At 72.4% G+C, this 25,346-nt stretch carries 24 protein-coding genes; 17 read left to right on the top strand and 7 right to left on the bottom strand.

All coding sequences use genetic code 11. The features are described from left to right. The first annotated feature begins 41 nt into the window (after positions 1–41). From ACFYX3_RS18620 to ACFYX3_RS18575, 10 genes are all read left to right on the top strand, one after another. Positions 42–581 (top strand): TIGR00730 family Rossman fold protein, encoded by a 540-nt coding sequence (locus ACFYX3_RS18620; RefSeq protein ID WP_389014361.1) that lies wholly within the window; start codon positions 42–44, stop codon positions 579–581. 7 nt (positions 582–588) lie between these two features. Further along, the gene (locus tag ACFYX3_RS18615; RefSeq protein ID WP_376594743.1) at positions 589–1,287 is read left to right on the top strand and encodes an SDR family oxidoreductase; all 699 of its coding nucleotides are present in this window, start codon (positions 589–591) and stop codon (positions 1,285–1,287) included. A 3-nt stretch (positions 1,288–1,290) separates the two neighbouring features. Further along, complete coding sequence (locus ACFYX3_RS18610) at positions 1,291–2,289, top strand: methionine synthase (RefSeq protein ID WP_389014356.1); 999 nt, start codon at positions 1,291–1,293, stop codon at positions 2,287–2,289. Positions 2,290–2,304: 15 nt separating this feature from the next. Then, complete coding sequence (gene ligA, locus ACFYX3_RS18605; RefSeq protein ID WP_389014353.1) at positions 2,305–4,485, top strand: NAD-dependent DNA ligase LigA; 2,181 nt, start codon at positions 2,305–2,307, stop codon at positions 4,483–4,485. Positions 4,486–4,655: 170 nt separating this feature from the next. Continuing rightward, positions 4,656–6,917, top strand: coding sequence for a putative bifunctional diguanylate cyclase/phosphodiesterase (locus tag ACFYX3_RS18600; RefSeq protein ID WP_389014351.1), 2,262 nt, complete (start codon positions 4,656–4,658; stop codon positions 6,915–6,917). 93 nt (positions 6,918–7,010) lie between these two features. Further along, positions 7,011–7,307 (top strand): Asp-tRNA(Asn)/Glu-tRNA(Gln) amidotransferase subunit GatC, encoded by a 297-nt coding sequence (gatC, locus tag ACFYX3_RS18595; RefSeq protein ID WP_015036350.1) that lies wholly within the window; start codon positions 7,011–7,013, stop codon positions 7,305–7,307. 6 nt (positions 7,308–7,313) lie between these two features. Next, entirely contained in the window at positions 7,314–8,813 is a 1,500-nt protein-coding gene (gene gatA / locus ACFYX3_RS18590; RefSeq protein ID WP_376594740.1) for an Asp-tRNA(Asn)/Glu-tRNA(Gln) amidotransferase subunit GatA, read from the top strand. After that, positions 8,810–9,058: a hypothetical protein gene (locus tag ACFYX3_RS18585; RefSeq protein WP_078908511.1), complete on the top strand. Its 249-nt coding sequence runs from the start codon at positions 8,810–8,812 to the stop codon at positions 9,056–9,058. Before gatA ends, ACFYX3_RS18585 begins: the two co-directional genes overlap by 4 nt. A gap of 15 nt (positions 9,059–9,073) precedes the next feature. Beyond that, positions 9,074–10,585 carry an Asp-tRNA(Asn)/Glu-tRNA(Gln) amidotransferase subunit GatB gene (gene gatB, locus ACFYX3_RS18580; protein ID WP_376594739.1) on the top strand — a complete coding sequence of 504 codons (1,512 nt, stop codon included), beginning with the start codon at positions 9,074–9,076 and terminating at the stop codon, positions 10,583–10,585. A 262-nt stretch (positions 10,586–10,847) separates the two neighbouring features. Then, positions 10,848–12,371 carry a pyridoxal phosphate-dependent decarboxylase family protein gene (locus tag ACFYX3_RS18575; protein WP_389014347.1) on the top strand — a complete coding sequence of 508 codons (1,524 nt, stop codon included), beginning with the start codon at positions 10,848–10,850 and terminating at the stop codon, positions 12,369–12,371. Positions 12,372–12,435: 64 nt separating this feature from the next. On the opposite strand, the gene ACFYX3_RS18570 is transcribed toward ACFYX3_RS18575, so the two are convergent. Further along, the gene (locus ACFYX3_RS18570; RefSeq protein WP_389014344.1) at positions 12,436–12,678 is read right to left on the bottom strand and encodes a DUF397 domain-containing protein; all 243 of its coding nucleotides are present in this window, start codon (positions 12,676–12,678) and stop codon (positions 12,436–12,438) included. Beyond that, positions 12,675–13,502 carry a Scr1 family TA system antitoxin-like transcriptional regulator gene (locus tag ACFYX3_RS18565; RefSeq protein ID WP_389014341.1) on the bottom strand — a complete coding sequence of 276 codons (828 nt, stop codon included), beginning with the start codon at positions 13,500–13,502 and terminating at the stop codon, positions 12,675–12,677. Before ACFYX3_RS18565 ends, ACFYX3_RS18570 begins: the two co-directional genes overlap by 4 nt. A 113-nt stretch (positions 13,503–13,615) precedes the next feature. On the opposite strand from ACFYX3_RS18565, the gene ACFYX3_RS18560 reads away from it, so the two are divergent. Continuing rightward, positions 13,616–14,002 carry an ATP-binding protein gene (locus ACFYX3_RS18560; protein ID WP_389014338.1) on the top strand — a complete coding sequence of 129 codons (387 nt, stop codon included), beginning with the start codon at positions 13,616–13,618 and terminating at the stop codon, positions 14,000–14,002. A gap of 11 nt (positions 14,003–14,013) precedes the next feature. Here ACFYX3_RS18560 and ACFYX3_RS18555 read toward each other — a convergent pair whose 3' ends face one another. Next, positions 14,014–14,358 carry a hypothetical protein gene (locus tag ACFYX3_RS18555; RefSeq protein WP_376592597.1) on the bottom strand — a complete coding sequence of 115 codons (345 nt, stop codon included), beginning with the start codon at positions 14,356–14,358 and terminating at the stop codon, positions 14,014–14,016. Next, on the bottom strand, positions 14,348–14,884 hold the full coding sequence (locus ACFYX3_RS18550; protein WP_376592596.1) for a DUF6232 family protein: 537 nt from the start codon (positions 14,882–14,884) through the stop codon (positions 14,348–14,350). The genes ACFYX3_RS18555 and ACFYX3_RS18550 overlap by 11 nt, the downstream gene beginning before the upstream one ends. A 167-nt stretch (positions 14,885–15,051) precedes the next feature. Here ACFYX3_RS18550 and ACFYX3_RS18545 point away from each other — a divergent pair, with 167 nt between their 5' ends. The 6 genes from ACFYX3_RS18545 to ACFYX3_RS18520 all read left to right on the top strand — a co-directional run bounded on the left by ACFYX3_RS18545 (position 15,052) and on the right by ACFYX3_RS18520 (position 22,907). Beyond that, positions 15,052–15,981 carry a hypothetical protein gene (locus tag ACFYX3_RS18545; protein WP_389014334.1) on the top strand — a complete coding sequence of 310 codons (930 nt, stop codon included), beginning with the start codon at positions 15,052–15,054 and terminating at the stop codon, positions 15,979–15,981. A 116-nt stretch (positions 15,982–16,097) separates the two neighbouring features. After that, positions 16,098–18,335 (top strand): MMPL family transporter, encoded by a 2,238-nt coding sequence (locus tag ACFYX3_RS18540; protein WP_389014331.1) that lies wholly within the window; start codon positions 16,098–16,100, stop codon positions 18,333–18,335. After that, a complete protein-coding gene (locus ACFYX3_RS18535; protein ID WP_389014328.1) occupies positions 18,313–18,870 on the top strand; it encodes a GNAT family N-acetyltransferase in 558 nt (185 codons plus the stop codon). Before ACFYX3_RS18540 ends, ACFYX3_RS18535 begins: the two co-directional genes overlap by 23 nt. A 35-nt stretch (positions 18,871–18,905) precedes the next feature. Then, the gene (locus ACFYX3_RS18530) at positions 18,906–19,493 is read left to right on the top strand and encodes a hypothetical protein (RefSeq protein WP_389014325.1); all 588 of its coding nucleotides are present in this window, start codon (positions 18,906–18,908) and stop codon (positions 19,491–19,493) included. A gap of 161 nt (positions 19,494–19,654) precedes the next feature. Beyond that, positions 19,655–19,843, top strand: coding sequence for a hypothetical protein (locus ACFYX3_RS18525; RefSeq protein ID WP_376592587.1), 189 nt, complete (start codon positions 19,655–19,657; stop codon positions 19,841–19,843). 7 nt (positions 19,844–19,850) lie between these two features. Next, positions 19,851–22,907, top strand: a complete 3,057-nt coding sequence (locus ACFYX3_RS18520; protein WP_389014321.1) for an AAA family ATPase — start codon at positions 19,851–19,853, stop codon at positions 22,905–22,907. Here the strand turns inward: ACFYX3_RS18520 and ACFYX3_RS18515 are convergent. The 3 genes from ACFYX3_RS18515 to ACFYX3_RS18505 all read right to left on the bottom strand — a co-directional run bounded on the left by ACFYX3_RS18515 (position 22,791) and on the right by ACFYX3_RS18505 (position 25,296). Then, positions 22,791–23,087, bottom strand: coding sequence for a DUF6191 domain-containing protein (locus ACFYX3_RS18515; protein WP_389014587.1), 297 nt, complete (start codon positions 23,085–23,087; stop codon positions 22,791–22,793). The two genes, ACFYX3_RS18520 and ACFYX3_RS18515, sit on opposite strands and share 117 nt — an antisense overlap. Positions 23,088–23,101: 14 nt before the next feature. After that, entirely contained in the window at positions 23,102–24,226 is a 1,125-nt protein-coding gene (locus ACFYX3_RS18510) for a PQQ-dependent sugar dehydrogenase (RefSeq protein WP_389014318.1), read from the bottom strand. A gap of 74 nt (positions 24,227–24,300) precedes the next feature. Then, the gene (locus ACFYX3_RS18505; protein ID WP_389014315.1) at positions 24,301–25,296 is read right to left on the bottom strand and encodes an aldo/keto reductase; all 996 of its coding nucleotides are present in this window, start codon (positions 25,294–25,296) and stop codon (positions 24,301–24,303) included. Positions 25,297–25,346: the final 50 nt, after the last annotated feature.

Raw genomic sequence — 25,346 nt, 5'->3', positions numbered from 1 at the left:
GCCCGCCGGACTTTCTTCCGCGACCCCCTACGGTGGAGCCCATGAACATCTGCGTCTTCCTCTCCGCCGCCGACCTCGACGAGGGGTACACGGCCCCCGCCCGCGACTTCGCCACGCTCCTCGGCAAGGCCGGCCACACCCTCGTCTGGGGCGGCTCCGACACCGGGCTGATGAAGGTCGTCGCGGACGGCGTCCAGGAGGCGGGCGGCCGGCTCGTCGGCGTCTCCGTCGACTTCCTCGCGCACAAGGCCCGCCCGAACGCCGACGAGATGGTCGTCGCCGGCGACCTCGCCGAGCGCAAGGCGCTGCTCCTCGCCAAGTCCGACGCGATCGTGGTCATGGTCGGCGGCACGGGCACCCTCGACGAGGCCACCGAGATCCTGGAGCTGAAGAAGCACGGAAAGCACTCCAAGCCGGTCGTCCTCCTCAACACCGCCGGCTTCTACGACGGCCTCAAGGCCCAGTTCCAGCGCATGGAGTCGGAGGGCTTCCTCCCGCTCCCCCTCGCCGACCTCGTCCTCTTCGCGGACGACGGCCCGACGGCCCTCGCCCACCTGGAGGCGGAGATCGCCTCCCGCTGATGCGAGCATGGTGCGCATGGCTACACATGTGATCACCGGAGCGGGTTCCGGCATCGGCGCGGCCGTCGCGCGCCGTCTGCACGCGCGCGGGGACGAGCTCGTGCTCCACGCGCGCGACGCGGGGCGGGCCAAGGAACTCGCCGCGCGGTTCCCCGGGGCGCGGACGCTCGTCGGGGACCTCGCCGACCCGGACCGGCTGTCCTGGGCGTTCTCGCACCAGAGCCTGCCCGACCGGGTGGACTCCCTGCTGCACATCGCGGGTGTCGTCGACCTCGGGCCGATCGGGGAGCTGACCCCGAAGACCTGGCACCACCAGCTGAACGTCAACCTGGTCGCCCCGGCCGAGCTGACCCGCCACTTCCTGCCGCAGCTGCGGGTCTCCCAGGGCCACGTCGTCTTCGTGAACTCGGGCGCCGGGCTCAACGCGCACGCCGAGTGGGGCGCGTACGCCGCGTCCAAGCACGGCCTCAAGGCCCTCGCGGACTCCCTGCGGCACGAGGAGCACGCCAACGGGGTGCGGGTGACCTCGGTCTACCCGGGCCGCACCGCCAGCCCCATGCAGGCGAAGGTCCACCAGCAGGAGGGCAAGGAGTACGACCCGTCGAGGTGGATCGACCCCGAGTCCGTCGCGACGGCGATCATCACCGCGATCGACCTGCCGCGTGACGCGGAGATCAACGATCTGACCGTGCGCCCGGGGCGATAGGACATGGACGAGATCAAGCTCTGGGGGCCGGCCACCGGCGTCGGCTCCCTGCCCGGCGGCGACGCGCGCGAGGCGGCGAAGACGGCCACCGGGTCCTTCGAGGACTTCCCGTTCCTTCCCGAGCTGCCCGCGCGCGGACCCGGCGCCGACATGATCGGCCGGACGATCGGCATGCTCGTCGACCTGTACGCGCACGTGGAGCCGAGCGGCTGGCGGATCAGCGACCGGCCCGGCCGCGACACCAAGCGGGCCCGCTCCTGGCTCGGCGAGGACCTGGACGCCCTGGAGGAGTTCACCCAGGGGTACGAGGGTCCGCTCAAGGTCCAGGCCGTCGGCCCGTGGACGCTCGCCGCGGCCCTGGAGCTGCGCGGCGGCGAGGCCGCACTCGGCGACGCGGGCGCGTGCCGGGACCTGGCCGGCTCGCTCGCCGAGGGCCTCCACACGCACCTCGCAGAGCTGAAGAAGCGCGTCCCGGGGGCCCGGCCGGTCCTCCAGCTCGACGAGCCCTCGCTCATCGCCGTGCTGCGCGGGCAGATCCGTACCGCCAGCGGCTACCGCACCCACCGGGCCGTCGACCGGCAGGTCGTGGAGAGCGCCCTGCGGGACGTCATGGCCGTCCACGACGGGCCGGTGATCGTCCACTCCTGCGCGCCCGACGTGCCGTTCGCGCTGCTGCGCCGCGCCGGGGCCGCGGGCATCTCGTTCGATTTCTCGCTCCTCACCGAACGTGACGAGGAGGCGATCGGCGAGGCCGTGGAGGCCGGGACGAAGCTCTTCGCCGGTGTGGTGCCGTCCACCGACACCGCATTGTCGGACCCGGGCGGTAGCGTCATGGGTGTCAGGACGCTGTGGCGCAGGCTGGGGCTGAATCCGGGGACTCTCGCGGAGTCCGTCGTGGTCACGCCCTCGTGCGGTCTCGCGGGTGCTTCGCCCGCCTATGCCCGGGCGGCGCTCGCCCACTGCGTCAGAGCGGCACGGTCGCTCGCGGACAACCCTGAGTAACGGGAGGACGAAACGGTGGCAGTCGAACAGGGGGCCCTGCCCGCCGAGGCACGGGAGAAGCACGCCGAGCTGGCCGAGCAGGTCGAGGAGCACCGCTTCCGGTACTACGTGAAGGACCAGCCGGTCATCAGCGACGGCGAGTTCGACACGCTCCTGCGCGCGCTCGAAGCGCTGGAGGAGGAGTATCCGGAGCTGCGGACTCCGGACTCGCCGACCCAGAAGGTCGCCGGGCAGTACGAGACCGAGTTCACGGCCGTCGAGCACCGGGAGCGCATGCTCTCCCTGGACAACGCCTTCGACGACGAGGAGCTCGCCACCTGGGCCGAGCGGGTCGCGCGGGACGTCGGCACCCCCGACTACCACTACCTGTGCGAGCTGAAGGTCGACGGCCTCGCGGTCAACCTCACCTACGAGCACGGGCGGCTGACCCGCGCCGCCACCCGCGGCGACGGCCGCACCGGCGAGGACATCACGCCCAACGTCCGGACGATCGCCGACATCCCCGAGCGGTTGCGCGGCGAGCGCATCCCGGAGCTCGTGGAGATCCGCGGCGAGGTCTACTTCCCGATGGAGGGCTTCGAGGCGCTCAACGCCCGCCTGGTCGAGGCGGGGGACAAGCCCTTCGCCAACCCGCGCAACGCGGCCGCCGGTTCGCTCCGGCAGAAGGACCCGAAGGTCACCGCCTCCCGCCCGCTCCACATGGTCGTCCACGGCATCGGCGCCCGCGAGGGCTTCGGGATCTCCCGGCTCTCGGAGACGTACGAGCTGCTGCACGAGTGGGGCCTGCCCACCGCCCGGCACAACAAGGTCGTGGACTCGCTCGCCGGTGTAAGGGAGTTCATCGCGTACTTCGGGGAGAACCGGCACTCCGTCGAGCACGAGATCGACGGGGTCGTCGTCAAGCTCGACGAGATCCCGCTCCAGGGCCGGCTCGGCTCCACGGCGCGCGCCCCGCGCTGGGCGATCGCCTGGAAGTACGCGCCGGAGGAGGTCAACACCAAGCTGATCGACATCAAGGTCGGCGTCGGCCGGACCGGCCGTGTCACCCCGTACGCCCAGGTCGAGCCGGTGACGGTGGCCGGTTCCGAGGTCGAGTTCGCGACCCTCCACAACCAGGAGGTCGTGAAGGCCAAGGGCGTGCTGATCGGCGACACGGTCGTGCTGCGCAAGGCCGGCGACGTCATCCCCGAGATCCTCGGGCCCGTCGCCGACCTTCGGGACGGCACCGAGCGGGAGTTCGTGATGCCCGCCGAGTGCCCGGAGTGCGGGACGCCGCTGAAGGCGATGAAGGAGGGCGACATCGACCTCCGCTGCCCGAACGCCCGGACGTGCCCGGCGCAGCTGCGTGAACGCCTCTTCTTCCTCGCCGGACGGCAGTGCCTCGACATCGAGAACTTCGGCAAGGTGGCCGCGGCGGCGCTGACCCGCCCCCTGGAGCCGGCCGAGCCGCCGCTCACCGACGAGGGCGGCCTCTTCGACCTCACCATCGAGCAGCTGCTGCCGATCAAGGCGTACGTCCTCGACGCGGACAGCGGGCTGCCCAAGCGCGACCCGAAGACCGGCGAGGAGAAGATCGTCACGGTCTTCGCCAACCAGAAGGGCGAGCCGAAGAAGAACGCGCTCGCGATGCTGGAGAACATCGCGGCGGCGAAGACCCGCCCGCTGGCCCGCTTCATCAACGGGCTCTCCATCCGGCACGTGGGGCCGGTCGCGGCCGAGGCGCTGGCCCGTGAGTTCCGCTCCCTGGAGCGGATCGAGCAGGCGAGCGAGGAGGAGCTGGCGGCCGTCGACGGCGTCGGCGGGATCATCGCGGCCGCCGTGAAGCAGTGGTTCTCCGAGGAGTGGCACCGCGAGATCGTGCGCAAGTGGCGCGCCGCCGGGGTCACCCTGGAGGACGAGGGCGCCGGGGAGGACGAGGGGCCGCGTCCGCTGGAGGGTCTGACGGTCGTGGTGACCGGCACCCTGGAGAAGTTCACCAGGGATGGCGCAAAAGAATCGCTCCAGGCGCTCGGAGCGAAGGTGACCGGTTCCGTTTCGAAGAAGACCGGCTTCGTGGTGGTCGGCGAAAACCCTGGTTCGAAGTACGACAAGGCGATGCAGCTGAAGGTTCCGGTTCTGGACGAGGAAGGCTTCTCCGTCCTGCTCGAACAGGGGCCCGACGCAGCTCGGGAGGCTGCGGTGCCCGTCGCCGAGTAGCCACCCGGAAGCGCGCGGAAGCTCACCCGTTCGGCGCATACCAGATCGTTAGGGGTGGGCTGGTCGCATTCGGGCAAGAGAGGGAGAGCGCTGCCCGTCGAAGCCCTCGGCGGCCTAGTGTGGTGACCGTGCGTCCAGTCCTGCACGCCCGCGCGAGGGCTCTGCCGGTCATGGCGTCAGGACATCGGCCCCGTGGTACCAGGAGCGGCCGCCCGACAGCGGCCGTACGACGGACGACGTACGGCCGGACGACGGACGGCCGCGTCACCGCGGCCCATCGCAGACCGACGGCACCGCCGCCTGTGAGAGGGACGGGAATGGAACCGACCGAGAGCGCCGCCCCGGTCCCACGGCCGCACGGCCGTGTGGTCCCCCTGGGCTTCCCCTCCCGGCTGCCCGCAGCCGTGGTGGGCATCGCCGCCGTCGTGCTCGTCGCCGGGCTCCAGCGAGCCCTGAGCGCCGGCCACGGACTCTTCCCCGGCGGCGTCGCCGGCTGGTCCCTCGCCGTCCTCACCGGCCTCATCGTCGGCCACCTGGTCGCCCTCGGCCGGGACCGCTGGTGGGGCGGCACCGGCTCCGGCGCCGCCCTCACCCTCGCCGTCCTCCTGCTGTACGGCTGGGTGCCCGCCGGGCTCGTCTCGCTGACCGTCGTCGCCCTCGTCGGCGCCGCCCGCAGGCACCGCTGGCGCCAGAGCCTCCTGCACGGCGCCGCCGACATCCTCGGGGTCGGCGCCGCCGCCCTCGTCCTCGCCGCCTTCGGGGACGTGCCGACCGTCGACCAGCCCTGGCAACCGCTCGACTGGACCATCGGGGACGTCCCGGAAGTCGTCCTCGCCGCGGGCCTCTACCTCGCGGTCACCCGCCTCCTCCTGTGGTACACGCTGGCCCCCCAGGGCCGCGGACTGCCCACCATGGCCCGCACCGCCCTCCTCAGGCAGGGGCTCGTCGCCGTCGCCCTGCTCGGCATCGCCCCCCTCATCTGCGTCGTCGCCGCCACCCGGCCGATCGTCCTGCCGCTCTTCGCCGTCCCCCTCATCGCCCTCGACTCCACCCTCTGGATCGCCCGCGCCCGCGCCGAGGAGCAGCTCCGCGACCCGCTCACCGGGCTCCCCAACCGCCAGTGGCTCCTGGAGCGGGCCTGGACCGCCCTGGAGGAGGCCGAGGGCGAAGGGGTCCGCGCCGCCCTCGTCCTGATCGACCTCGACCGCTTCCGCTCGGTCAACGACACCCTCGGGCACCTCGCCGGCGACCGGCTGCTCCTCCAGATCGCCGAACGGCTCCGCCTCGCCCTGCCCCGCGGCGCCGAGGCCGCCCGGCTCGGCGGCGACGAGTTCGCCGTCCTGCTGCCCACCGCCGACTCCACCACCAGCGCCCAGCGCGTCGCCCGCCACCTCGTCGCCGAGCTGTCCTCCCCGCTCGACCTCGACGGGCTCACCCTCGTCCTGGAGGCCAGCGCCGGCGTCGCCGTCTTCCCCGACCACGCCCTCGACGCCGAGGGGCTGCTGCGCCGCGCCGACGTCGCCATGTACCAGGCCAAGCGCGACCGCACCGGCGTCGAGGTCTACGAGTCCAAGCGCGACTCCAACACCCCCGACCGGCTCGGCCTCCTCGGCGACCTCCGCCGCGCCCTCGACGCCGGCGAGGTCGAACTCCACTACCAGCCCAAGGTCCGCTTCGACGGCCAGGTCGCCGGCCTGGAGGCGCTCGTCCGCTGGGTCCACCCCGAGCGCGGCAAGGTCCCGCCGGACGAGTTCATCGCCATCGCCGAGTCCTCCGGCCTGATGCCGCACCTCACCGAGTACGTCCTGGAGACCGCGCTCGCCCAGGTCGCCCGCTGGCGCGCCCAGGGCCTCAACGTCCCGGTCGCCGTCAACGTCTCGCCGCGCGACGTCCACACCCCCGGCTTCGCCGGCGCCGTCGCCGCCCGGCTCGCCCGCCACGGCGTCCCGGCCGGCGCCCTCCAGCTGGAGATAACGGAGCACGTGCTCCTGGAGGACCCCCAGCGGGCCGCCGACACGCTGAACGGCCTCACCGGCCACGGCGTGAAGATGTCCCTCGACGACTTCGGCACCGGCTACTCCTCCCTCGTCCATCTGCGCCGGCTGCCCGTCAGCGAACTGAAGATCGACCGCTCGTTCGTGGCGCGGCTCGCCGTCGACACCGAGGACGCCGAGATCGTCCGCTGCACCGTCGACCTCGCCCACTCCCTCGGCCTCCTCGTCGTCGCCGAGGGCGTCGAGGACGACGAGACCTGGGAGCGCCTGCAGGACCTGGGCTGCGACGCCGTCCAGGGCTGGCTGGTCGCCGCCGCGATGCCGCCCGGCGAGGCCACCGCCTGGCTCCTGGCCCGCGGCGAGCACGGCTGGCGCCGCCCCGCCGACATCGCCGCCGAGGTCGACCTGGACCACCCTTCGGGCCAGGTCGTGCAGTGACCCACCCCCTCCTGGGGCAAACCGTTTAACGGGCAGCGGCACCGGCGCCATAGGATGGTCCGACACCATCAAGCTCACCCCGTGAGGATCCGCATGCCTGGCATCACGCGCGAGGAGGTCGCCCACCTCGCACGGCTGGCGCGTCTGGAGCTGAAGGGCGAAGAACTCGATCACTTCGCCGGCCAGCTCGACGACATCATCGGCGCGGTCGCCCGCGTCTCCGAGGTCGCCGACCAAGACGTACCGCCGACCTCCCACCCGCTGCCGCTGACCAATGTCATGCGCGCGGACGAGGTCCGTCCGTCGCTCACCCCCGAGCAGGCGCTCTCCGGCGCCCCGGCCCAGGAGCAGCAGCGTTTCAAGGTGCCGCAGATCCTGGGGGAGGACTAAGAAGTCATGACGGACAACATGATCATCAAGCTCACCGCGGCCGAGATCGCCGGGAAGATCGCCGCCGGCGAGCTGACCGCCGTCGAGGTCACCGAGGCCCACCTCGCCCGCATCGAGGCCGTCGACGAGAAGGTCCACGCCTTCCTGCACGTCGACCGCGAGGGCGCCCTCGCGCAGGCCCGTGCCGTCGACGAGAAGCGCGCCCGCGGCGAGAAGCTCGGCCCGCTCGCCGGTGTGCCGCTCGCGCTCAAGGACATCTTCACCACCGCCGGCATGCCGACCACCGTGGGTTCGAAGATCCTCGAGGGCTGGATCCCGCCGTACGACGCGACCCTGGTCAAGAACCTGAAGGCCGCCGACGTCGTCATCCTCGGCAAGACCAACATGGACGAGTTCGCGATGGGCTCCTCCACGGAGAACAGCGCCTACGGCCCCACCGGCAACCCCTGGGACCTCACCCGGATCCCCGGCGGCTCCGGCGGCGGCTCCTCGGCCGCCCTCGCCGCGTACGAGGCCCCGCTCGCCATCGGCACGGACACCGGCGGCTCCATCCGCCAGCCCGCCGCCGTCACCGGCACCGTCGGCGTCAAGCCGACCTACGGCGGCGTCTCCCGCTTCGGCATGGTCGCCTTCTCCTCCTCCCTCGACCAGGGCGGCCCCTGCGCCCGCACGGTCCTGGACGCGGCCCTCCTGCACGAGGCGATCGCCGGGCACGACCCGCTCGACTCGACGTCCATCGACGCCCCGGTCCCGCCGGTCGTCGAGGCCGCGCGCAACGGCTCGGTGGCCGGCATGCGCGTCGGCGTCGTCAAGCAGTTCCGCGGCGAGGGCTACCAGGCCGGCGTCGTGCAGCGCTTCGACGAGTCCGTCGAGCTGCTCAAGGAGCTGGGCGCCGAGATCGTCGAGCTGGACTGCCCGACCTTCGACCTGGCCCTGTCGGCGTACTACCTGATCGCGCCGTCGGAGTGCTCCTCCAACCTGGCCCGCTTCGACGCCATGCGCTACGGCCTGCGGGTCGGCGACGACGGCACGCGGTCCGCCGAGGACGTCACCGCCCTCACCCGTGAGGCCGGCTTCGGCGACGAGGTCAAGCGCCGCATCATCCTCGGTACGTACGCGCTGAGCTCCGGCTACTACGACGCGTACTACGGCTCGGCGCAGAAGGTCCGCACCCTCATCACCCGCGAGTTCGAGAAGGCCTTCGAGGAGGTGGACGTCATCGTCTCCCCGACGACCCCCACCACCGCCTTCGCGATCGGTGAGCGCGCCGACGACCCGATGGCGATGTACCTCGCGGACCTGTGCACCATCCCGACCAACCTGGCCGGCAACGCCGCCATGTCGCTGCCCTGCGGCCTGGCGCCCGAGGACGGTCTGCCGGTCGGTCTGCAGATCATCGCCCCCGCCATGAAGGACGACCGGCTGTACAAGGTCGGCGCCGCCGTCGAGGCCGCCTTCGTGGAAAAGTGGGGTCACCCGCTGCTCGAGGAGGCTCCGTCGCTGTGAGTTCCACCAGTGCACTGCAGAAGGCCAAGGGCTTCAAGAAGTCCAAGACCGGTACGTACCTCTCCATGGGTACCACCGCGTTCGGCGCCATCGCTGTGACGAAGCAGATCAAGAAGGCCCGCGCCGAGCACGACACGCTCAAGCTCGTCGACGCCGTCGTGTCCGCCGCCGCCATCGTCACCGGCCTCGCCATCCTGTACCGCGAGCTGAAGCGGCTCGGCGACGACGACGTCCTGCTGGGCTGAGAGGGAAGTTCCACCGTGACTGTCACTGAACTGCTGTCGTACGAAGCGGCGCTCGCCGAGTACGACCCCGTCATGGGCCTCGAGGTCCATGTCGAGCTCGGCACCAAGACGAAGATGTTCTGCGGCTGCTCGACCGAGCTGGGCGCCGAGCCCAACTCGCAGACCTGCCCGACCTGCCTCGGCCTGCCCGGCTCCCTGCCGGTGGTCAACGCGATCGGCGTCGAGTCCGCGATCAAGATCGGCCTCGCGCTGAACTGCGAGATCGCCGAGTGGTGCCGCTTCGCCCGGAAGAACTACTTCTATCCGGACATGCCGAAGAACTTCCAGACCTCCCAGTACGACGAGCCGATCGCCTTCAACGGCTACCTGGACGTCCAGCTGGAGGACGGCGAGGTCTTCCGCGTGGAGATCGAGCGCGCCCACATGGAGGAGGACACCGGCAAGTCCACCCACATCGGTGGCGCGACCGGCCGCATCCACGGCGCCTCGCACTCGCTGCTCGACTACAACCGGGCCGGCATCCCGCTCATCGAGATCGTCACCAAGCCGATCGAGGGCGCGGGCGAGCGGGCCCCCGAGGTCGCCAAGGCGTACGTCGCCGAGCTGCGCGAGCTGATCCGTGCCCTGGGCGTCTCCGAGGCGCGCATGGACAAGGGCCAGATGCGCTGCGACGTGAACCTGTCGCTGCGCCGCAACGGCACGAAGACCTTCGGCACCCGCTCGGAGACGAAGAACGTCAACTCGCTCCGCTCCGTGGAGCGCGCAGCGCGCTTCGAGATCCAGCGGCACGCGGCCGTCCTCTCCTCGGGCGGGACGATCGTGCAGGAGACCCGTCACTTCCACGAGGACGACGGCACCACCACCTCCGGCCGCATCAAGGACAACGCCGAGGACTACCGGTACTTCCCGGAGCCCGACCTCGTCCCCGTCGCCCCGGCCCGCGAGTGGGTCGAGGAGCTGCGCGCCGGCCTGCCCGAGCTGCCGCGCGTGCGCCGCAACCGGCTCCGCGAGGAGTGGGCCGTCTCCGAGCAGGAGATGCAGTCCATCCTCAACGCGGGCGCGGTCGACGCGATCGTCGCCACCACCGAGGCGGGCGCCGACGCGGCGTCGGCCCGCAAGTGGTGGATGGGCGAGCTCGCCCGTAACGCCAACGAGAAGGGCGTCTCCCTGGAGGAGCTGCCCATCACGCCGGCGGACGTGGCCCGCGTGTCGGCCCTGGTCGCCGGCGGCGACCTCAACGACAAGCTGGCCCGTCAGGTCATCGAGGGCGTCCTCGCCGGCGAGGGCACCCCGGACGAGGTCGTCGAGAAGCGCGGCCTGAAGGTCGTCTCCGACGACAGCGCGCTCGGCGCGGCCGTCGACGAGGCCATCGCGGGCAACGCGGGCATCGCCGACAAGATCCGCGGCGGCAAGGTCGCGGCGGTCGGCGCCCTGGTCGGCGCGGTCATGAAGGCCACCCGTGGCCAGGCGGACGCGGCGAAGGTCAAGGACCTGATCCTGGAGAAGCTGGGCGTCAGCGAGGGCTGATCCCGTTCTCGTACGGGCTTCTCGTACGGGCTTTCGTACGGCTCAAGGGGGCGGCCCCGCACCGGACTTCCGGTGCGGGGCCGTTCTCGTACGAAGGGGGTAGACCCGCCTGGCGGTGTGGCCGACGGGCGCGGATCTCTTCAGGCGGCCGCGTCGAGATGTGCCGGTATGCGTGTCGGCCGATGCGAGTGGCTCGTTACGATCACGGCCCTCGCTTCGCTGACCAGGGGCCTTGTGACGACGAAAGGTTCGACGCACCACCATGGCTCACCGTCTGCATCACCCCGTTCCGCCCCGGTTCCGTGAATCCGGTCTGTCCCCGGAGCCGCCCTCCGTCCACGCCAAGGTGCTGCGGGACGAACTCGTCACGGCGGCGGAGTGGGCGGCACGGTACGTGAGCGAACTGCCGCAGGGCCCGGTGAGTCGTCCGCTGCCCGAGCGGACGAGATCCCTGCTGCGTGAGGGACGGCTCCGGCGACGGGGCGGAGAGTTCGGCGGGGTGCTGGACTTCGTGCGCGACGAGATCGCGCCGTACCCGACCGGGAACGGGCATCCCGCGTTCTTCGCCTGGATCAACTCGCCGCCCGCGCCGGCCGGGGTCGTCGCCGAACTGCTGGCTTGCGCCATCAACGCGACCTGCGGCATGGGCGAGAGCGCCCTCATGGACCTGGAACGCGGCACCGTGCGCATGCTCGCCGACCTGGCCGGTCTGCCCGACGGCGCGGGCGGGGTGCTGACCAGCGGCGGCTCCATGGCCAACCTGCTCGCCCTGGCCACGGCGCGCACCTGGTTCCTCACCCGGCGCGGCTCCGGCGACGGCCCCGCCTTCGACCGCGACCAGGCCCGCCTGACCCTCTACTACAGCGCCCAGGCGCACATGTCCGTCGCCAAGGCGGCCGCCTGCATCGGTCTGCCGGCCCACCGGCTGCGTCCCGTCGCCACCGATGCGCACGACCGGCTGGACCCCGCCGCGCTGCGCGCCGCGGTCACCGCCGACCTGGACGCGGGTCTGCTGCCCTTCTGCACCGTCACCACGCTGGGCACCACCGCCACCGGCGCCGTCGATCCGCTCGAACCGGTCGCGGAGGTGTGCAGGAGTACGGGGATGTGGCACCACGCGGACGGGGCCTGGGGCGGACTCGGTGCCTGCGTCCCGGCCCTGGCACCCCGATACGTGGGCATCGGCGGCGTCGATTCGCTGACCGTGGACCCGCACAAGACCCTCAGCGTTCCGGTGGGGTGCGGGGCGCTGCTCGTCCCGGACCCCGAGCACCTGCACACGGCCTTCGCCCACCAGGCTTCCTACCTCACCGCCGGTGAACCGGACGCGCTGCCCTGGCTGTCCCACGCCACGATCGAACTGACCCGTCCCGGCACCCGCGCCCTCGGCCTGTGGGCCACGCTGCACCACCTGGGCCGCGACGGCGTCACCGGCCTGGTCGAGCACTACCTGGCCCTCGCCGACGGGCTACGCGAGCGGATCACCGCTGAACCCCGGCTGGAACTGCTGGCAGGCGGCCCGTGGCCGGTCGCCTGCTTCCGGATCACCGATCCGAGCGGGGGCGAGCCGGATGCCCTGCACGCCCGGATCGCCCGCCGAGTCCAGGACGACGGACGCGCCTACCTCGCCACCGTCGCCGTCCACGGCCGCACCGTCCTGCGCGCGTGTCTCTGCAACTACCGCACCACCACGGACGACCTCGACCTGCTGATCCGCGAGGTCCTCCACGCCGCCGACGCCGAGCGCTCCGGCGCCGGGACCGGTCAGCAGCCGCAGCGTCGCTGACCGGCACCGCCGGCCGCCGGCTCGATGACCACACCCGGGACATCGGCCGGTGCGCCGCTCGGACTCAGGCCGTCGCGCCGACGAAGGAGTCCCAGGCGGCCGGGGAGACGGTGAAGACGGGGCTGGTCTCGCCGAGCTTGGAGTCCCGGACGTGTACGGCGGCGGGGTGGGCGGCCACCTCGACGCAGGCGCCGCCCTCGCTGCCGCTGTAGCTGGACTTGCGCCAGTCATAGGCGACTTCGAGGCAGTTCCCACCCTCGCTGCCGCTGTAGCTGGACTTGAACCACGAAAGTGCTGCTGCGCTCATGTCACTCCTGCCAGACGTTCCAGCAGGCCCATGGTGTCCTCGGGCGTCAGGGCCTGTGAGCGCAGCATTCCATATTTGGCCTGGAGGAGGCCGACCTCGTCGGGGTCGTCGACGAGGAAGCTCACCCGCTGCCCCTCGATGTAGGCGACGTGCTCGTGGTCGGGTGTTTCGATGAGCACCATGGGCCCGTCGAGTCCCGCGTGCGTCGTCCGCGACTTCGGGATGATCTGGAGGGCGAGGAAGGGGAGTTCGGCCATCTCGCGCAGACGGAGGATCTGTCCGCGCAGTACCTCCCGGCCGCCGATCGTCTTCTCCAGGATGGATTCGTCCAGGAGGAAGGACATCATCGGCGGCCACGGCTTCTGCTCGAAGAGCCGCTGGCGGTCGAGCCGGTCGAGCATCCGGTCCTCCGCCTCCTGGGGAGTGATCGGCGGGTACAGGCAGTCGAAGACCGCGCGGGCGTACTCGGGGGTCTGGAGCAGACCCGGGACCACCGCGTTCTCGTACGAGCAGATGCTGAGCGCCTGCGCCTCCAGGTCGATGAACTCCTGCGCGAACGCCGGGTACCGCTCCTTCTTCGGCGCCTTCCCGACCGCCACCGCGAGCGCGCCTCTGGTGTTCAGGATGCCGTCCAGCTCACCCGCAAGCCCAAGCCGCAGCGCCCGCCGCCCCTGCTCGATCGAGCCCAGCGTCTCCAGCGCCACGCACGCCTGGGTGGCCAACTGGGGCTGGGTCAGGCCCGCTTGCTTCCGGTAAAGCGCCACCAGGGCGCCGACCACTTCCCATGACGGGACCTTCTTCCTGGAGTTCGTGCCGCGTTGCATGAGCGGTGCCTTCCCCGCTCCGTACGTACGCGACGCGTTCCGGACCCGTACAAAGAATTTGTACGGCTCGATGCCCTGGGGCGCGTGGGGCGCGAGGCGCCACCGTGATCGTCATGAGCGACCAACTCCCCCTGTTCCGCGAGGCCTTCTACCGTCGCGAACGCCGTTCCGTCCCCCAGGCTCGCGACTTCACCCGCAAGGCTCTGGCCGACTGGGGAATGGACGCACGTGCGGACGACGTACTGGTGTGCGTGAGCGAGCTCGCGACCAACGCCCTCCTGCACGGCGTCCCGCCCGGCCGCGGTTACCGCCTCCACCTCTACCTGGAGCGCCCCGGCCCCCTCCGTATCGAGGTCCACGACAGCGGGGGCGGCACGCCGGCCGTCCGTGAGCCCTCGGGGGAGTCGGGCAGGGGTCTTCTCCTCGTCGACAGGCTCGCAGACCGCTGGGGCGTGGGGACGCGCAACCCCGGCAAGATCGTTTGGTGCGAGTTCCGGTGAACCGTACGACGTCAGCCCGTGATCAACGGAAGGAGCCGGCGGACCGCCTCCGCCAGCGGGACGCCGACCTCGCCGACGAGGGCGGCGACGCCGGAGACGGTGCCGAGGGCCCGGCGGAAGGCGCCGGGCGGTGCCTCGTCGCCCTGGCGGAGGGTCTCCAGGGACGTGTCGAGGACCTCGCGGTCCTCGGCGGACACCTGGCCCCTGAGGGTCTCGATCGCGCGGATCACGGCCTCGTAGACGGCCTGCGGGTCCTGCGCGCCGTGCTGGTGGAACTCGATGCGGCCGACGGCCCCGTCCCCGGAGGCGTTGTAGACGTCGCGCATGCTGATGTGGAACTCACCGTCACCGGTCACTGCCCATCCTCCCCACGCTGCCCGCACCGGACGCGTTGTAGACGTCCCGCATGCTGATGTTGTTGGTGACCATCTGCTTGACGAAGCCGGGGAACGCGGGGTCGTCGATGGCCCGCATGATGTCGCGCACGAGCTCGTGCACCTCGTTCCGGTCCGTGCTGACCAGCACCGCGCGCGGGTTTCCCGAGGTCTCGATGACCAGCGCGTAGTACGTCTTCGTGACCAGGACGACGATCAGCTGGACGAGGAAGGCGGCCACGAGCACGGCCGCGGTGATCTCCACCCCGTTCGTGATCAGCTCCTGGTCGCCGCCCGACACCTCGCCGGACTGGGCGACGGCGAGCCCGGCGACCGCCAGGATGCCCGTGACCAGGAGTGATTTCAGGAAACGCCCCACGGCCTTCGCCCGCTGGGGCTTGATCCTGACCGTCGTCGCCCGGGCGATGTTCTGCAGGGGATACGCCTCGCCGCCGATCCAGAGCACCCGCTTGCTGACCCTGACCGTGATGACCTTGCGTCTGGCCATACGACTTCCCCTCATGCCGCGCCGTGGCCGTGCGTCGCGCTCAGGATGCTCGCGAACCCCACCCGCCGAACAAGGGAAAACCGCGATGACGGCGCGCGCCGCATATGAGAGGCTCCGCTCCGCTCCGTCGACCCCTGACGGAGCAGGGGAGGGAACAGGGAATGTCGGTGGAACCCAGGGATTACGTCGCCCGGCTGCGCACGCAGGCGAACGATCCCGGTCGCGAGGAGGCGCTGCGACGGGACAGGAGGGTGCGGCGGCTCAAGATCGGGCTCGCGGCCGGCGCCGGTGTGCTGCTGCTCGGCGGGTTCGGGTACTGGCTGAGCGATGTGACGGGGGAGCGGCCGCCGTACGAGCCGTTCGGCGCGCAGACGCTCCACGAGGAGGTCTGGCCCCTGGAATGGCCGTACACGCCCGACATGCCGTTCCGGAACTCGCCCGCCTCCGGCTGGGCGGACGGGGCCGACGGGATCTACACCCCCGTGCCCCTCGAGTCCGGCGGGCTCACCGCGAAGGAGATGACCGCCGTACTGGACGACGTGAAGACCCTGCTCGCCGAGACCAACGCCTCGGAGGACACCCTGGCCGGCGCCGAGCCCGCGGCGGCGCTCGCCCTGCTCGATCCGCGCGGTGTCGACGACGCCGTACGGAAGGACATGGTCACCCGCTTCGACCCCCAGGAGGTGTACCTGGACGAGAACGGCATCCGGACGCGGGGCACGATGAACTACGAGGTCTCGGCGGCGGGGGAGCTGGTGGTGCACGTCGACTACTCCTTCGTCTACGCGCTGGTGCGGGCCGAGGCGGGCCACGAGGTCGTCCCGGGCGTCCCCGAGGTGGCGCGGATCGCCGTACGGCGCCAGTTCACGGTCACGTCGAGGGGCGGGAAGCTCGTCCTGGGCGCCTACGCGAGCGAGGTCGCCAACCACGACTGCTCGGCCCCGAAGGACGGCCACCTCCACCCGCTCTTCGCCGAGGGCCGGTGGAAGGCGGGCCGGGCGGCCACGGGTACCAAGGTCGCCATGGCCGACCTGTACGCCGAGACGCGGGTCCTCCCGGCCGGCCCCGGCCACTGCGTCACCCCGAGCGGGACCTGATGATCCAGGGCCTCGGCCCCACGGCGCACTCTGTGAGGATCGCCACGAAACGGGCAAACGATCACGTTTGGCTGTAACAGTGGGGCGCGAGTACAGATCCAGTCAGGAGTACGTCCTTGGCCGCAATCGCACGGTGGTGTGTCCGTCACCGTCTCGTCGTCGTTCTCCTCTGGCTCCTCGCGCTCGGCGGGACCGCCGCCGGCGCGACCCTCGCCGGCAGCGCGTACTCCAACGACTACGAGGCCCCGGGCACCGAGTCCGGCCGGGCCACCGCCCTCCTCGACCGGGGCTTCCACGGCCTCGGCGGTGACAGCGACACCATCGTCTGGCACACCGACCGGGGCAGCGTCCGTGCCGACGCCGTCGAGGAACGCATCGGCGGCATGCTCGACGAGGTCGCCGAGCTGCCCGGCATCGCCGCCGTCACCTCGCCGTACGACGACGCCAGGGGCCAGATCAGCGAGGACGGCCACACCGCCTACGCCACCGTCACCTTCGACGCGCAGTCCGACGACATCCCCGAGGCCCAGGCCAAGGCCCTCGTCGACACCGCCAAGGCCGCCGCCACGGACGACCTCCAGGTCGAGCTCGGCGGCAGCGCCGTCGCCCTCACCGAGGCCCCCGGCGGACACATCGCCGAGATCGTCGGCGTCGCCGTCGCGGCCGTCGTCCTCTTCCTCGCCTTCGGCTCGCTCGCCGCCTCCGCGCTCCCGATCGCGACCGCGCTCGTCAGCGTCGGCATCGCGTACTCCGGGATCGTGCTCCTCGGTCATCTGATGACCGTCGCCGACTTCGCCCCCATGCTCGGCATGCTCGTCGGCCTCGGCGTCGGCATCGACTACGCCCTCTTCATCGTGACCAGGCACCGCAGAGGCCTCAAACGCGGCCGCTCCGTCGCGGAGGCCGCCGAGACCGCCGTCGCCACCACGGGCCGCGCCGTCGTCTTCGCCGGCGCCACCGTCTGCATCGCCCTCCTCGGCATGCTCATCCTGCGGCTCAGCTTCCTCAACGGCGTCGCCATCGCCGCCTCGCTCACCGTGCTCCTCACGGTCGCCGCCTCCGTCACCCTGCTCCCCGCGCTGCTGTCGTTCATCGGTACGAAGGCGCTGTCCCGGCGCGAACGCCGGGTGCTCGCCGAGCGCGGCCCGCAGCCCGAGCTGCCCACCGGCTTCGCCGCCCGCTGGTCCGCCTTCGTCGAGCGGCACCCCAAGCTCCTCGGCGGGGTCGCCGTCCTCGTCATGGCCGTCCTCGCGCTGCCGACCCTGTCGCTCCACCTCGGCACCTCCGACCAGGGCAACAACCCGGCCACCGCGACCACCCGCAAGGCGTACGACCTGCTCGCCGACGGCTTCGGGCCCGGCGTCAACGGCCCCCTCACCCTCGTCGCCGGCCTCGACGGCGCCGACGACCGGGTCGCCCTCGACCAGCTGCCGGCCGCGCTGGGCGCCACCAAGGGCGTCGCGTCCGTCTCCCCGGTCACGTACAACAGCGCGGGCGACACCGCCGTCCTCACCGTCGTGCCCGACTCCTCGCCGCAGTCCACGGCGACCAGCGAGCTCGTCGACCGGCTCCGCGACGACGTCATCCCGAGGGCCGAGGCGGGCACCTCCCTGGACGTGCTCGTGGGCGGCGTCACCGCCTCGTACGACGACTTCGCCGGGATCATCGTCGGCAAGCTGCCGCTCTTCGTCGGCGTCGTCATCGCCCTCGGCTGTCTGCTGCTCCTGCTCGCCTTCCGGTCCCTCGGCATCCCGCTCAAGGCCGCCGCCATGAACGTCGCCGCCGTCGCCGGCGCCTTCGGCATCGTCGTCGCGATCTTCCAGTGGGGCTGGGGGAGCGAGCTGCTCGGCCTCGGCAGCGCCGGACCGATCGAACCCTTCCTCCCCGTGATCATGGTCTCCGTCCTCTTCGGACTCTCCATGGACTACCAGGTCTTCCTGGTCAGCCGCATGTACGAGGAGTGGCTGGAGACCGGCGACAACCGGCGGGCGGTCCGGGTCGGCCTCGCCGAGACCAGCCGCGTGATCAACTCCGCCGCGGTCATCATGATCTCCGTCTTCCTCGCCTTCGTCCTCAGCGGCGACCGGGTCATCGCGATGTTCGGCATCGCGCTCGCGGCGGCCGTCGCCCTCGACGCCTTCATCCTGCGGACCCTCCTCGTCCCGGCCCTGATGCACCTGCTCGGCGGCGCGAACTGGTGGCTGCCGAAGTGGCTCGACCGGGTCCTGCCCCGGATCAGCATCGAACCGCCCGAGTGCCGCGAGGCGGCGGACGCGCGTGCGAAGATCCCCGTACAGCGCGTGACGGTTCCGACTGCGGAGGAGAACGACGATGTTCGCGATATCGCTGGGTGACGACGGCGCCGAGCTCAGGCCCCTGGAGCCCTGGCAGGCCGAGGAATTCCTGACCCACATGCACCGGGGCAGGGAGTTCGTCGGGCAGCACATCGGCCTTCCCGACGTCGTCGCGGACCTCGACTCCGCCCGCGCCTACCTCACCTCGTACGCCGAGAAGGCCGCGAGCGACACCGGCCGGCTCTACGGCATCTGGTCCGAGGGCACCCTCGTCGGCGGCGTCCTCTTCCGGACCTTCGACGCCGCGAACGGCACCGCCGAGGCCGGCTGCTGGCTGGAGCCCTCCGCCGCCGGGAAGGGCCTGATCACCCGGGCCTGCCGGGTCATCATCGACTGGGCGATCGAGGAGCGCGGCCTCCACCGCGTCGACTGGTACGCCTCCACGAAGAACCTGCCGAGCATCGCCGTCGCCCGCCGCCTCGGCATGACGAAGGAGGGCGTGCTGCGGGAGAACTACCTGTACCGCGGCAGCCGCTCGGACACGGAGATCTGGTCCGTCCTCGCCCCCGAGTGGCGCGCGGCGAAGGCGTCTTAATCCGCCTCTCATGTGGGCCGCCTAGCGTGCGCCGCATGGACACCAAGACGACCGAGAAGACCGCCGCCTCGAAGACCGACGAGGTGGCGGCGGGCACGAGCGCCGAGGCCGCCGGGACCACCCGGGACGCCGAGACCGCCGCGGACGCGGGGGCCGTCGAGGACACGGCCGCCGAGCTGCTCGACGAGCCGGACGACGAGCCGGACGACGACGAGCTCGACGGCGAGGAGGCCCCCTCGCCGGAGGCCACCGGCATCGGCGCCGCCGCCGCTGCCGTCGTCTCCGCGGCCCTCTCCGCCGTCGCCCTCACCGGCACCTGGACCGGCAAGGTCGTCGCCGAGCGCGAGACGCTCATCGGGCAGATCAAGACCTCCGCAGGCGGCACCCCGGCCCAGCAGATCAACGAGATCTACGGCGACGCCTGGCACAGCACCGCCCTCGTCAACGGCGTCTTCGCACTCCTCGCCGTGATCGTCGGCGTCCTCGTGCTGACCCTGCCCCGGCGCCCCGTCTGGGTCCGCGCGGTTGCCGTCGCCGGCGCCGTCCTCGGCGGGCTCGGGCTGCTCCTGTCGGTCGGTACCTACTTCGACCTGTTCCTGAGCCTCCCGACCACCGGGTCCTGAGCACCCGGGGACCCCGCCTAAGGCCTCCCTAGGACCCCCCTAAGGACCCCCGTACCCCGAACATGCGGCACTCGCCCGATGTGACGGCACCCCCTGGGAAACGAAAGTAGAGGCATCGCAAGAGAGCGATACCGAAACCGAAGAAACCCAGGGAGCACACGATGTTCGAGTACGAACTCCACACCATGCACCACGCCGAGCTCGTCGCCGAGGCCGCCGCCCACCGCCTGGCCCACGAGGCCGCGGGAACCCACAAGGGCCTGCGCGTCTTCGGCGTCCGGATCGGGGGTCACCACGCCGAGGCCCAGGCCGCCGACGGCGGTCGCGGTCGCTTCACCAAGGCCGCGTGACCCCCGTATGAGCGACGGCATGGAAGTCTGTGCGATGCTCGGCGCCGTGGAGACCAGGTCAGTCAGCCCCGTGTTCGTCGGCCGCGCCGGCGAACTCACCGCCCTCACCGAGGCGCTCTCCCGCGCGGCCGCGGGAGAGCCCCAGGCCCTGCTCGTCGGCGGGGAGGCGGGCGTCGGCAAGACCCGGCTCATCGAGGAGTTCCTCGACACGGCCTGCGACCAGGGCGCCGTCGTGGCGCTCGGCGGCTGCGTCGAACTCGGCGCCGACGGCCTGCCGTTCGCACCCTTCGCCGCCGCTCTGCGCGCGCTCCACCGCCACCTGCCCGGCGAACTCGCCGCCGCCGCCGAGGGCCACGAGGGCGAACTCGCCCGCCTGCTGCCCGAGTTGGGCGACCCCGGCAGTCACGAGCCCGCCGCCGAGGACTCCACCGCCCGGCTCTTCGAACTGACCGTACGCCTCCTGGAACGGCTCGCCGCCGACCGCACGATCGTGCTCGTCCTGGAGGACCTGCACTGGGCCGACGCCTCCACCCGGCACCTGCTCACCTACCTCCTGCGCACCCTGCGCCGCGGCCGGATCACGGTCGTCGCCAGCTACCGCGCCGACGACATCCACCGCCGCCACCCGCTGCGCCCGCTCCTCGCCGAACTCGACCGGCTCCGCACCATCCGCCGCATCGAACTCTCCCGCTTCACCCGGACCGAGGTGCACCGCCAGCTCACCGGCATCCTCGCCGCCGAACCCGACCCCGGACTCGTCGAAGAGGTCTTCGAACGCTCCGACGGCAACGCCTTCTTCGTCGAGGAGCTCGTCGTCTCCCACGAGGCCGGCTGCGCCCCCGGCCAGCTCAGCGACTCCCTGCGCGACCTCCTGCTCGTCCGGGTCGAGATGCTCCCCGAAGGCGCCCAGCGGGTCGCCAGGATCGTCGCCGAGGGCGGCTCCACCGTCGAGTACGGGCTGCTCGCCGCCGTCGCCGGGCTCCCCGAGGACGAACTGATCGAGGCGCTGCGGGCCTGCGTCGGCAAGAACATCCTGCTCGCCGTCCCCGACGGCGACGGCTACCGCTTCCGCCACTCCCTCGTCCGCGAGGCCGTCAGCGACGACCTGCTGCCCGGCGAACGCTCCCGCCTCAACCGGCGCTACGCCGAGGCCCTGGAGGCCGACCCCGGACTCGTCCGCCCCCACGAGCGGACCACCCGGCTCGCCACGTACTGGTACCACGCGCACGCCCCGGAGAAGGCCCTCCCCACCGTCCTCCAGGCCTCCGTCGAGACCCGCAAGCGGCATGCGTACGCCGAGCAGCTCAGCCTGCTCGAACGGGCCCTGGAGCTGTGGGACAAGGTCCCGGCCGAGGCCCGCCACTCCCTGCGGCCCATCGACTACGCCGACGCCTACCCCGCCTGCGCCCTCGACCCCGAGGCCGACTCGCTGCGCTACCTCGACCTGCTCGCCGAGGCCGCCGTCGCCGCCCGGCTCGCCGGAGAGCGGGAGCGGGCCGCGAAGATCTGCCGCACGGCGCTCCGGATCCTCGACAGCGTCGAGAACGACCCCCTGCGCGCCGCCTGGTTCTGGACCGAGATGGCCCGGCTCCAGTCCAACCTCGGCAAGGGCGACGGCTGGCCGGAGATCGCCCGCGCCCAGGAACTCGTCAAGGGCCTCCCGCCGTCCGCCGTCCACGCCACCGTCCTCGTCGGCGCGGCCGGCTGGGGCATGCTCCGCAACCCCGGCCCCGAGGCGATCGCCGCCGCCGAACGCGCCGTCGAGTACGCGCGGTTCGTCAAGGCCGAGCCGATCGAGCTGAACGCCCGGATCACCCTCGGCACCATCCTGGTGTCGGCCGGGGACACCGAGGGCGGGCTCGCCGCGATCCGCGAGGCCGGCGAACGGACCGTCGCCCTCGGCCAGTTCCACGAGGCCGCCCGCGCCCATGTGAACCTCTCCTCCTCCATGGAGGCCCTCGGCCGCTCCCGCGAGGCCGTGGACACCGCCACCGCCGGCATCGAACTGGCCGGCTCCCGCGGCCTCGTCGACAGCGCCGGCTGGATCCGCGCCAACCTCGCCGAGTCGCTGCTCGCGCTCGGCGAGTGGGAGCGCGGCAAGGAGGAGGCCGAGCGGCTGCTCCGCTCCGGGGCGAGCAGCACCAAGCCGGGCGGCACCGCCCTGCTCCAGCTCGCCCACCTCGCCACCTTCCGCGGCGAGCCGGCCAGGGCCGCCGAGCACCTCGCCGAGGCCCGCGCGCGCTACGGCACCCGCGACCCGATCCCGCAGTACACCCTGCCCATGGAACAGGCCGCGATCGCCATCGCCGCCGCCGAGGGCCGGCTCGCGGACGTACGGGAGCAGCTCGCCGCCACGGCGGAGACCGGCTTCCCGCCCGGCACCCACCGGTACGGCTGGCCGCTCGTCCTCACCGCCGTCACCGCCGAGGCCGACAGCCGCGGGCTGCCCGCCGCCGACGAGGGGCGCGCCGCGGCGCTCGACCTGGTCCGCCGCTGCGTCCGCGGCCTCGCCACCCCGGCGCCGGTCTGGGAGGCCTACTCGAAGCAGGTGTCCGAGGAGCTCGCCCGCGCCGAGGGCCGCGAGACCGCCGTCCGCTGGGCCGACGTCGTCGCCGCCTGGGAGCCGCTCGAACGCCCGTACCAGCTGGCCCGCGCCCGGCACCGGCTCGCCGACTCCCTGCTCGTCGAGGGGGGTCGGCGCGAGGAGGCCGCGGTGCTGCTCCGCGAGGCCCACGCCACCGCCGTCCGCCTCGGCGCCCGCCCGCTCCGCGAGGACGTGGAGCTCCTCGCGGCCCGGGCCCGCCTCTCCCTCGTCCAGGAGAAGCAGGCCCCTTCCGCGGCGGAGCCCGGGGACGACAGCTTCGGCCTGACGCCCCGGGAGCAGGACGTGCTGCGCCTGGTCGCGGCCGGCCGCACCAACCGCCAGATCGCCGAGGAGCTGTTCATCTCACCGAAGACGGCCAGCGTCCACGTCTCCAACATCCTCGCCAAGCTCGGCGTCGCCGGCCGGGGCGAGGCCGCCGCCCTGGCCCACCGCCTCCACCTCCTCGACACGCCCCTCTGAGCCGGCGCCCTCGGGCCGTGCCCGGGGGAGTCGTATCGTCACCCGGCCCGAGGACAGGTCCACCGGACCGCGGGCCGGGTCGGCGTCCCCGGGGTCCTCCCTGGTCAGGGCCTCCCTGCGGCGCTCCTCCTCGATGTGCCTGCGCGACGGCGCGAAGAACTCGTCCAGGCCACCGAACACGGTCACCGCCTCCTTCACCTCACCTCCAGCCGGAGGATCCGGTCGTCACCGGGGCCGGGCGTGCCCCGGGTGTCGGTCTCGCTCGTCACCAGCCAGAGCCGGTCGCCGCCCGCCGCGAGAACCGTGCGCAGGCGTCCGTACCCACCCTTCAGGAACGCCTCGGGCTCCCCGGATCGTTCCGGGCCGGAGAGCGGCACGCGCCACAGCCGCTCGCCCCTGAGCGCGGCCATCCAGATCGCGCCCCGGGCGTACGCGATGCCGCTCGGGGAGGCCTCCGAGGTCGGCCACTGCGCCACCGGGTCCACGAACCCGGCGCGCCCGGCCCGGCCCTCCACCACCGGCCAGCCGTAGTTCCGCCCCGGCTCGATCAGGTTCAGCTCGTCCCAGGTGTCCTGTCCGAACTCCGACGCCCACAGCCGGCCCTGCGGGTCCCAGGCGAGGCCCTGCACATTGCGGTGACCGTACGAATAGACCACCGAGCCGGGAAAGGGATTGCCCGGCGCCGGCCCGCCCTCCGGTGTCATCCGCAGGATCTTCCCGCCCAGCGACGACCGGTCCTGGGCCAGACCGGTCCGGCCCGTCTCGCCGGTCCCCGCGTACAGCATGCCGTCCGGGCCGAACGCGATCCGTCCGCCGTTGTGCACGAACCCCTTCGGGATGCCGGTGAGCACCGGTTCCGGCGGGCCGAGCCGGTCGCCCTTCCCGCCGCCGTACCGCATGCGCACGATCCGGTTGTCGGAGGCGGCCGTCACGTACGCGTACACCCAGCCGTCCCGGACGGCGAGCCCCAGGAGCCCGCCCTCACCCCCCGGCACCACCCCCGGCACCGTGCCGACGAGGGTCTTCGCGCCGGTCCGCCCGTCGACCCGGGTGATCGTCCGCTCGTCCCGCGAGGAGACGAGCAGATCCCCGCCGGACAGCTCCGCGAGCCCCCAGGGGGACTTCAGGCCCTCGGTGAGCGTCCCCGCCACGGACACCCGCCCGACGGCGGACGCCGTCGGGGACGCCGATGCCGGGGCAGTCGTACGGGGGTGCTCCGAGGGCCGCTCCCCGCCGCCTCCCGATCCCGAGGAACAGCCGGCCACGAGCACCAGCGCGGCGGCGGCCCACAGGGCCTTCTGCACGACAGGACGGCGCATGGGCCGGTCCCCCTTCGACGAGGCGAGCGGTGTCCCGGTCCCTTCATACCCCGCCCGCTGTCGTCGCGGGGGCCTCAGTCCCAGGACCCGCGCGGCGCCGGAAGCGCCGCGATCTCCGTCAGGTCCTCGGCCGTGAGCCGCAGCGCGGCCGCCCGGGCGTTCTCCGCGACCCACTGCTCCCGCTTCGCGCCCGGCACCGGCACGACGTGCCGCCCGAGGCCGAGCACCCACGCGAGCGCCACCTGCGCCGGGGTGACGTCCGCGCCGTGCCGCGCGGCGACCCGGCGGAGGCCCGCCACGATCGGCTGGTTCGCCGCCATCATCTCGGCCGTGAACCGGGGGTGCCTGGCCCGCGGGTCGTCCGGCTCGAAGCCGCCGCCCGGGGTCAGCGTGCCGGTCAGATAGCCGCTGCCCAGCGGCATCGCCGCCAGGAAGCCGACCCCGCGCGCCGCGCACCAGGGCAGCAGCCGCGCGAGGGCCTCCCGCGACCACACCGACAGCTCGGCCTCCACCGCCGCGACCGGGAACACCTGCTGGACGCGGTCGAGTTGGCGGATCGTTCCCTCGTGCAGATCGGCTCCGCGCCGCACCGCCCGCGCGCCCACGGCGCACAGGCCGAGGGCCCGCACCTTGCCCGCCGACACCAGCTCGGCCATGGCGCCCCAGGTCTCCTCGACCGGCACCTCGGGGTCCGCCCGGTGCAGCTGGTAGAGGTCGATCACATCGGTCTGGAGCCGGCGGAGCGAGGCGTCGCAGGCCCGACGCACGTATCCCGGCCTGCCGTTGGCGACGACGTGCTGGTCGCCGACGAGCAGTCCGCACTTCGTCGAGACGAACGCCTCGGACCGCCGCTCCTTCAACGCCCGCCCGACGAGCAGCTCGTTGGTGAACGGTCCGTACATGTCGGCGGTGTCGAGCAGGTTCACCCCGGCGTCGAGCGCCGCGTGCACGGTCCGCAGCGAGCGGTCCCCCCGCTGTTCCGAACGGCTGTACGCCCAGCTCATCGGCATGCACCCCAGGCCGATCGCACCCACGTCGAGCGCCGTCGCCCCGATAGTCCTGCGCTCCACCTGCCGGTACCCCTCCCTGTGCCGTCTCCCAAAGTAACCAATGACGCACG

This window comes from Streptomyces sp. NPDC002463 (assembly GCF_042889835.1).
Lineage (GTDB): Bacteria > Actinomycetota > Actinomycetes > Streptomycetales > Streptomycetaceae > Streptomyces > Streptomyces nymphaeiformis.
Note: the sequence above shows the minus strand (reverse complement) of the source record. Positions and strands in the feature narration are given on the sequence as shown.

Bases quoted from the DNA above. Each gene is read 5' to 3' on its own strand.
- ACFYX3_RS18565 (WP_389014341.1), bottom strand. From the start codon at position 13,502: ATGCAACGCGGCACGAACTCCAGGAAGAAGGTCCCGTCATGGGAAGTG.
- ACFYX3_RS18520 (WP_389014321.1), top strand. From the start codon at position 19,851: ATGAGCGACGGCATGGAAGTCTGTGCGATGCTCGGCGCCGTGGAGACC.
- ACFYX3_RS18610 (WP_389014356.1), top strand. From the start codon at position 1,291: ATGGACGAGATCAAGCTCTGGGGGCCGGCCACCGGCGTCGGCTCCCTG.
- ACFYX3_RS18525 (WP_376592587.1), top strand. From the start codon at position 19,655: ATGTTCGAGTACGAACTCCACACCATGCACCACGCCGAGCTCGTCGCC.
- ACFYX3_RS18570 (WP_389014344.1), bottom strand. From the start codon at position 12,678: ATGAGCGCAGCAGCACTTTCGTGGTTCAAGTCCAGCTACAGCGGCAGC.
- gatC (WP_015036350.1), top strand. From the start codon at position 7,011: ATGCCTGGCATCACGCGCGAGGAGGTCGCCCACCTCGCACGGCTGGCG.
- ACFYX3_RS18530 (WP_389014325.1), top strand. From the start codon at position 18,906: ATGGACACCAAGACGACCGAGAAGACCGCCGCCTCGAAGACCGACGAG.
- ACFYX3_RS18600 (WP_389014351.1), top strand. From the start codon at position 4,656: ATGGCGTCAGGACATCGGCCCCGTGGTACCAGGAGCGGCCGCCCGACA.
- ACFYX3_RS18535 (WP_389014328.1), top strand. From the start codon at position 18,313: ATGTTCGCGATATCGCTGGGTGACGACGGCGCCGAGCTCAGGCCCCTG.
- ACFYX3_RS18620 (WP_389014361.1), top strand. From the start codon at position 42: ATGAACATCTGCGTCTTCCTCTCCGCCGCCGACCTCGACGAGGGGTAC.
- ACFYX3_RS18510 (WP_389014318.1), bottom strand. From the start codon at position 24,226: ATGCGCCGTCCTGTCGTGCAGAAGGCCCTGTGGGCCGCCGCCGCGCTG.
- gatA (WP_376594740.1), top strand. From the start codon at position 7,314: ATGACGGACAACATGATCATCAAGCTCACCGCGGCCGAGATCGCCGGG.
- ACFYX3_RS18615 (WP_376594743.1), top strand. From the start codon at position 589: ATGGTGCGCATGGCTACACATGTGATCACCGGAGCGGGTTCCGGCATC.
- ACFYX3_RS18575 (WP_389014347.1), top strand. From the start codon at position 10,848: ATGGCTCACCGTCTGCATCACCCCGTTCCGCCCCGGTTCCGTGAATCC.
- ACFYX3_RS18560 (WP_389014338.1), top strand. From the start codon at position 13,616: ATGAGCGACCAACTCCCCCTGTTCCGCGAGGCCTTCTACCGTCGCGAA.
- ACFYX3_RS18550 (WP_376592596.1), bottom strand. From the start codon at position 14,884: ATGGCCAGACGCAAGGTCATCACGGTCAGGGTCAGCAAGCGGGTGCTC.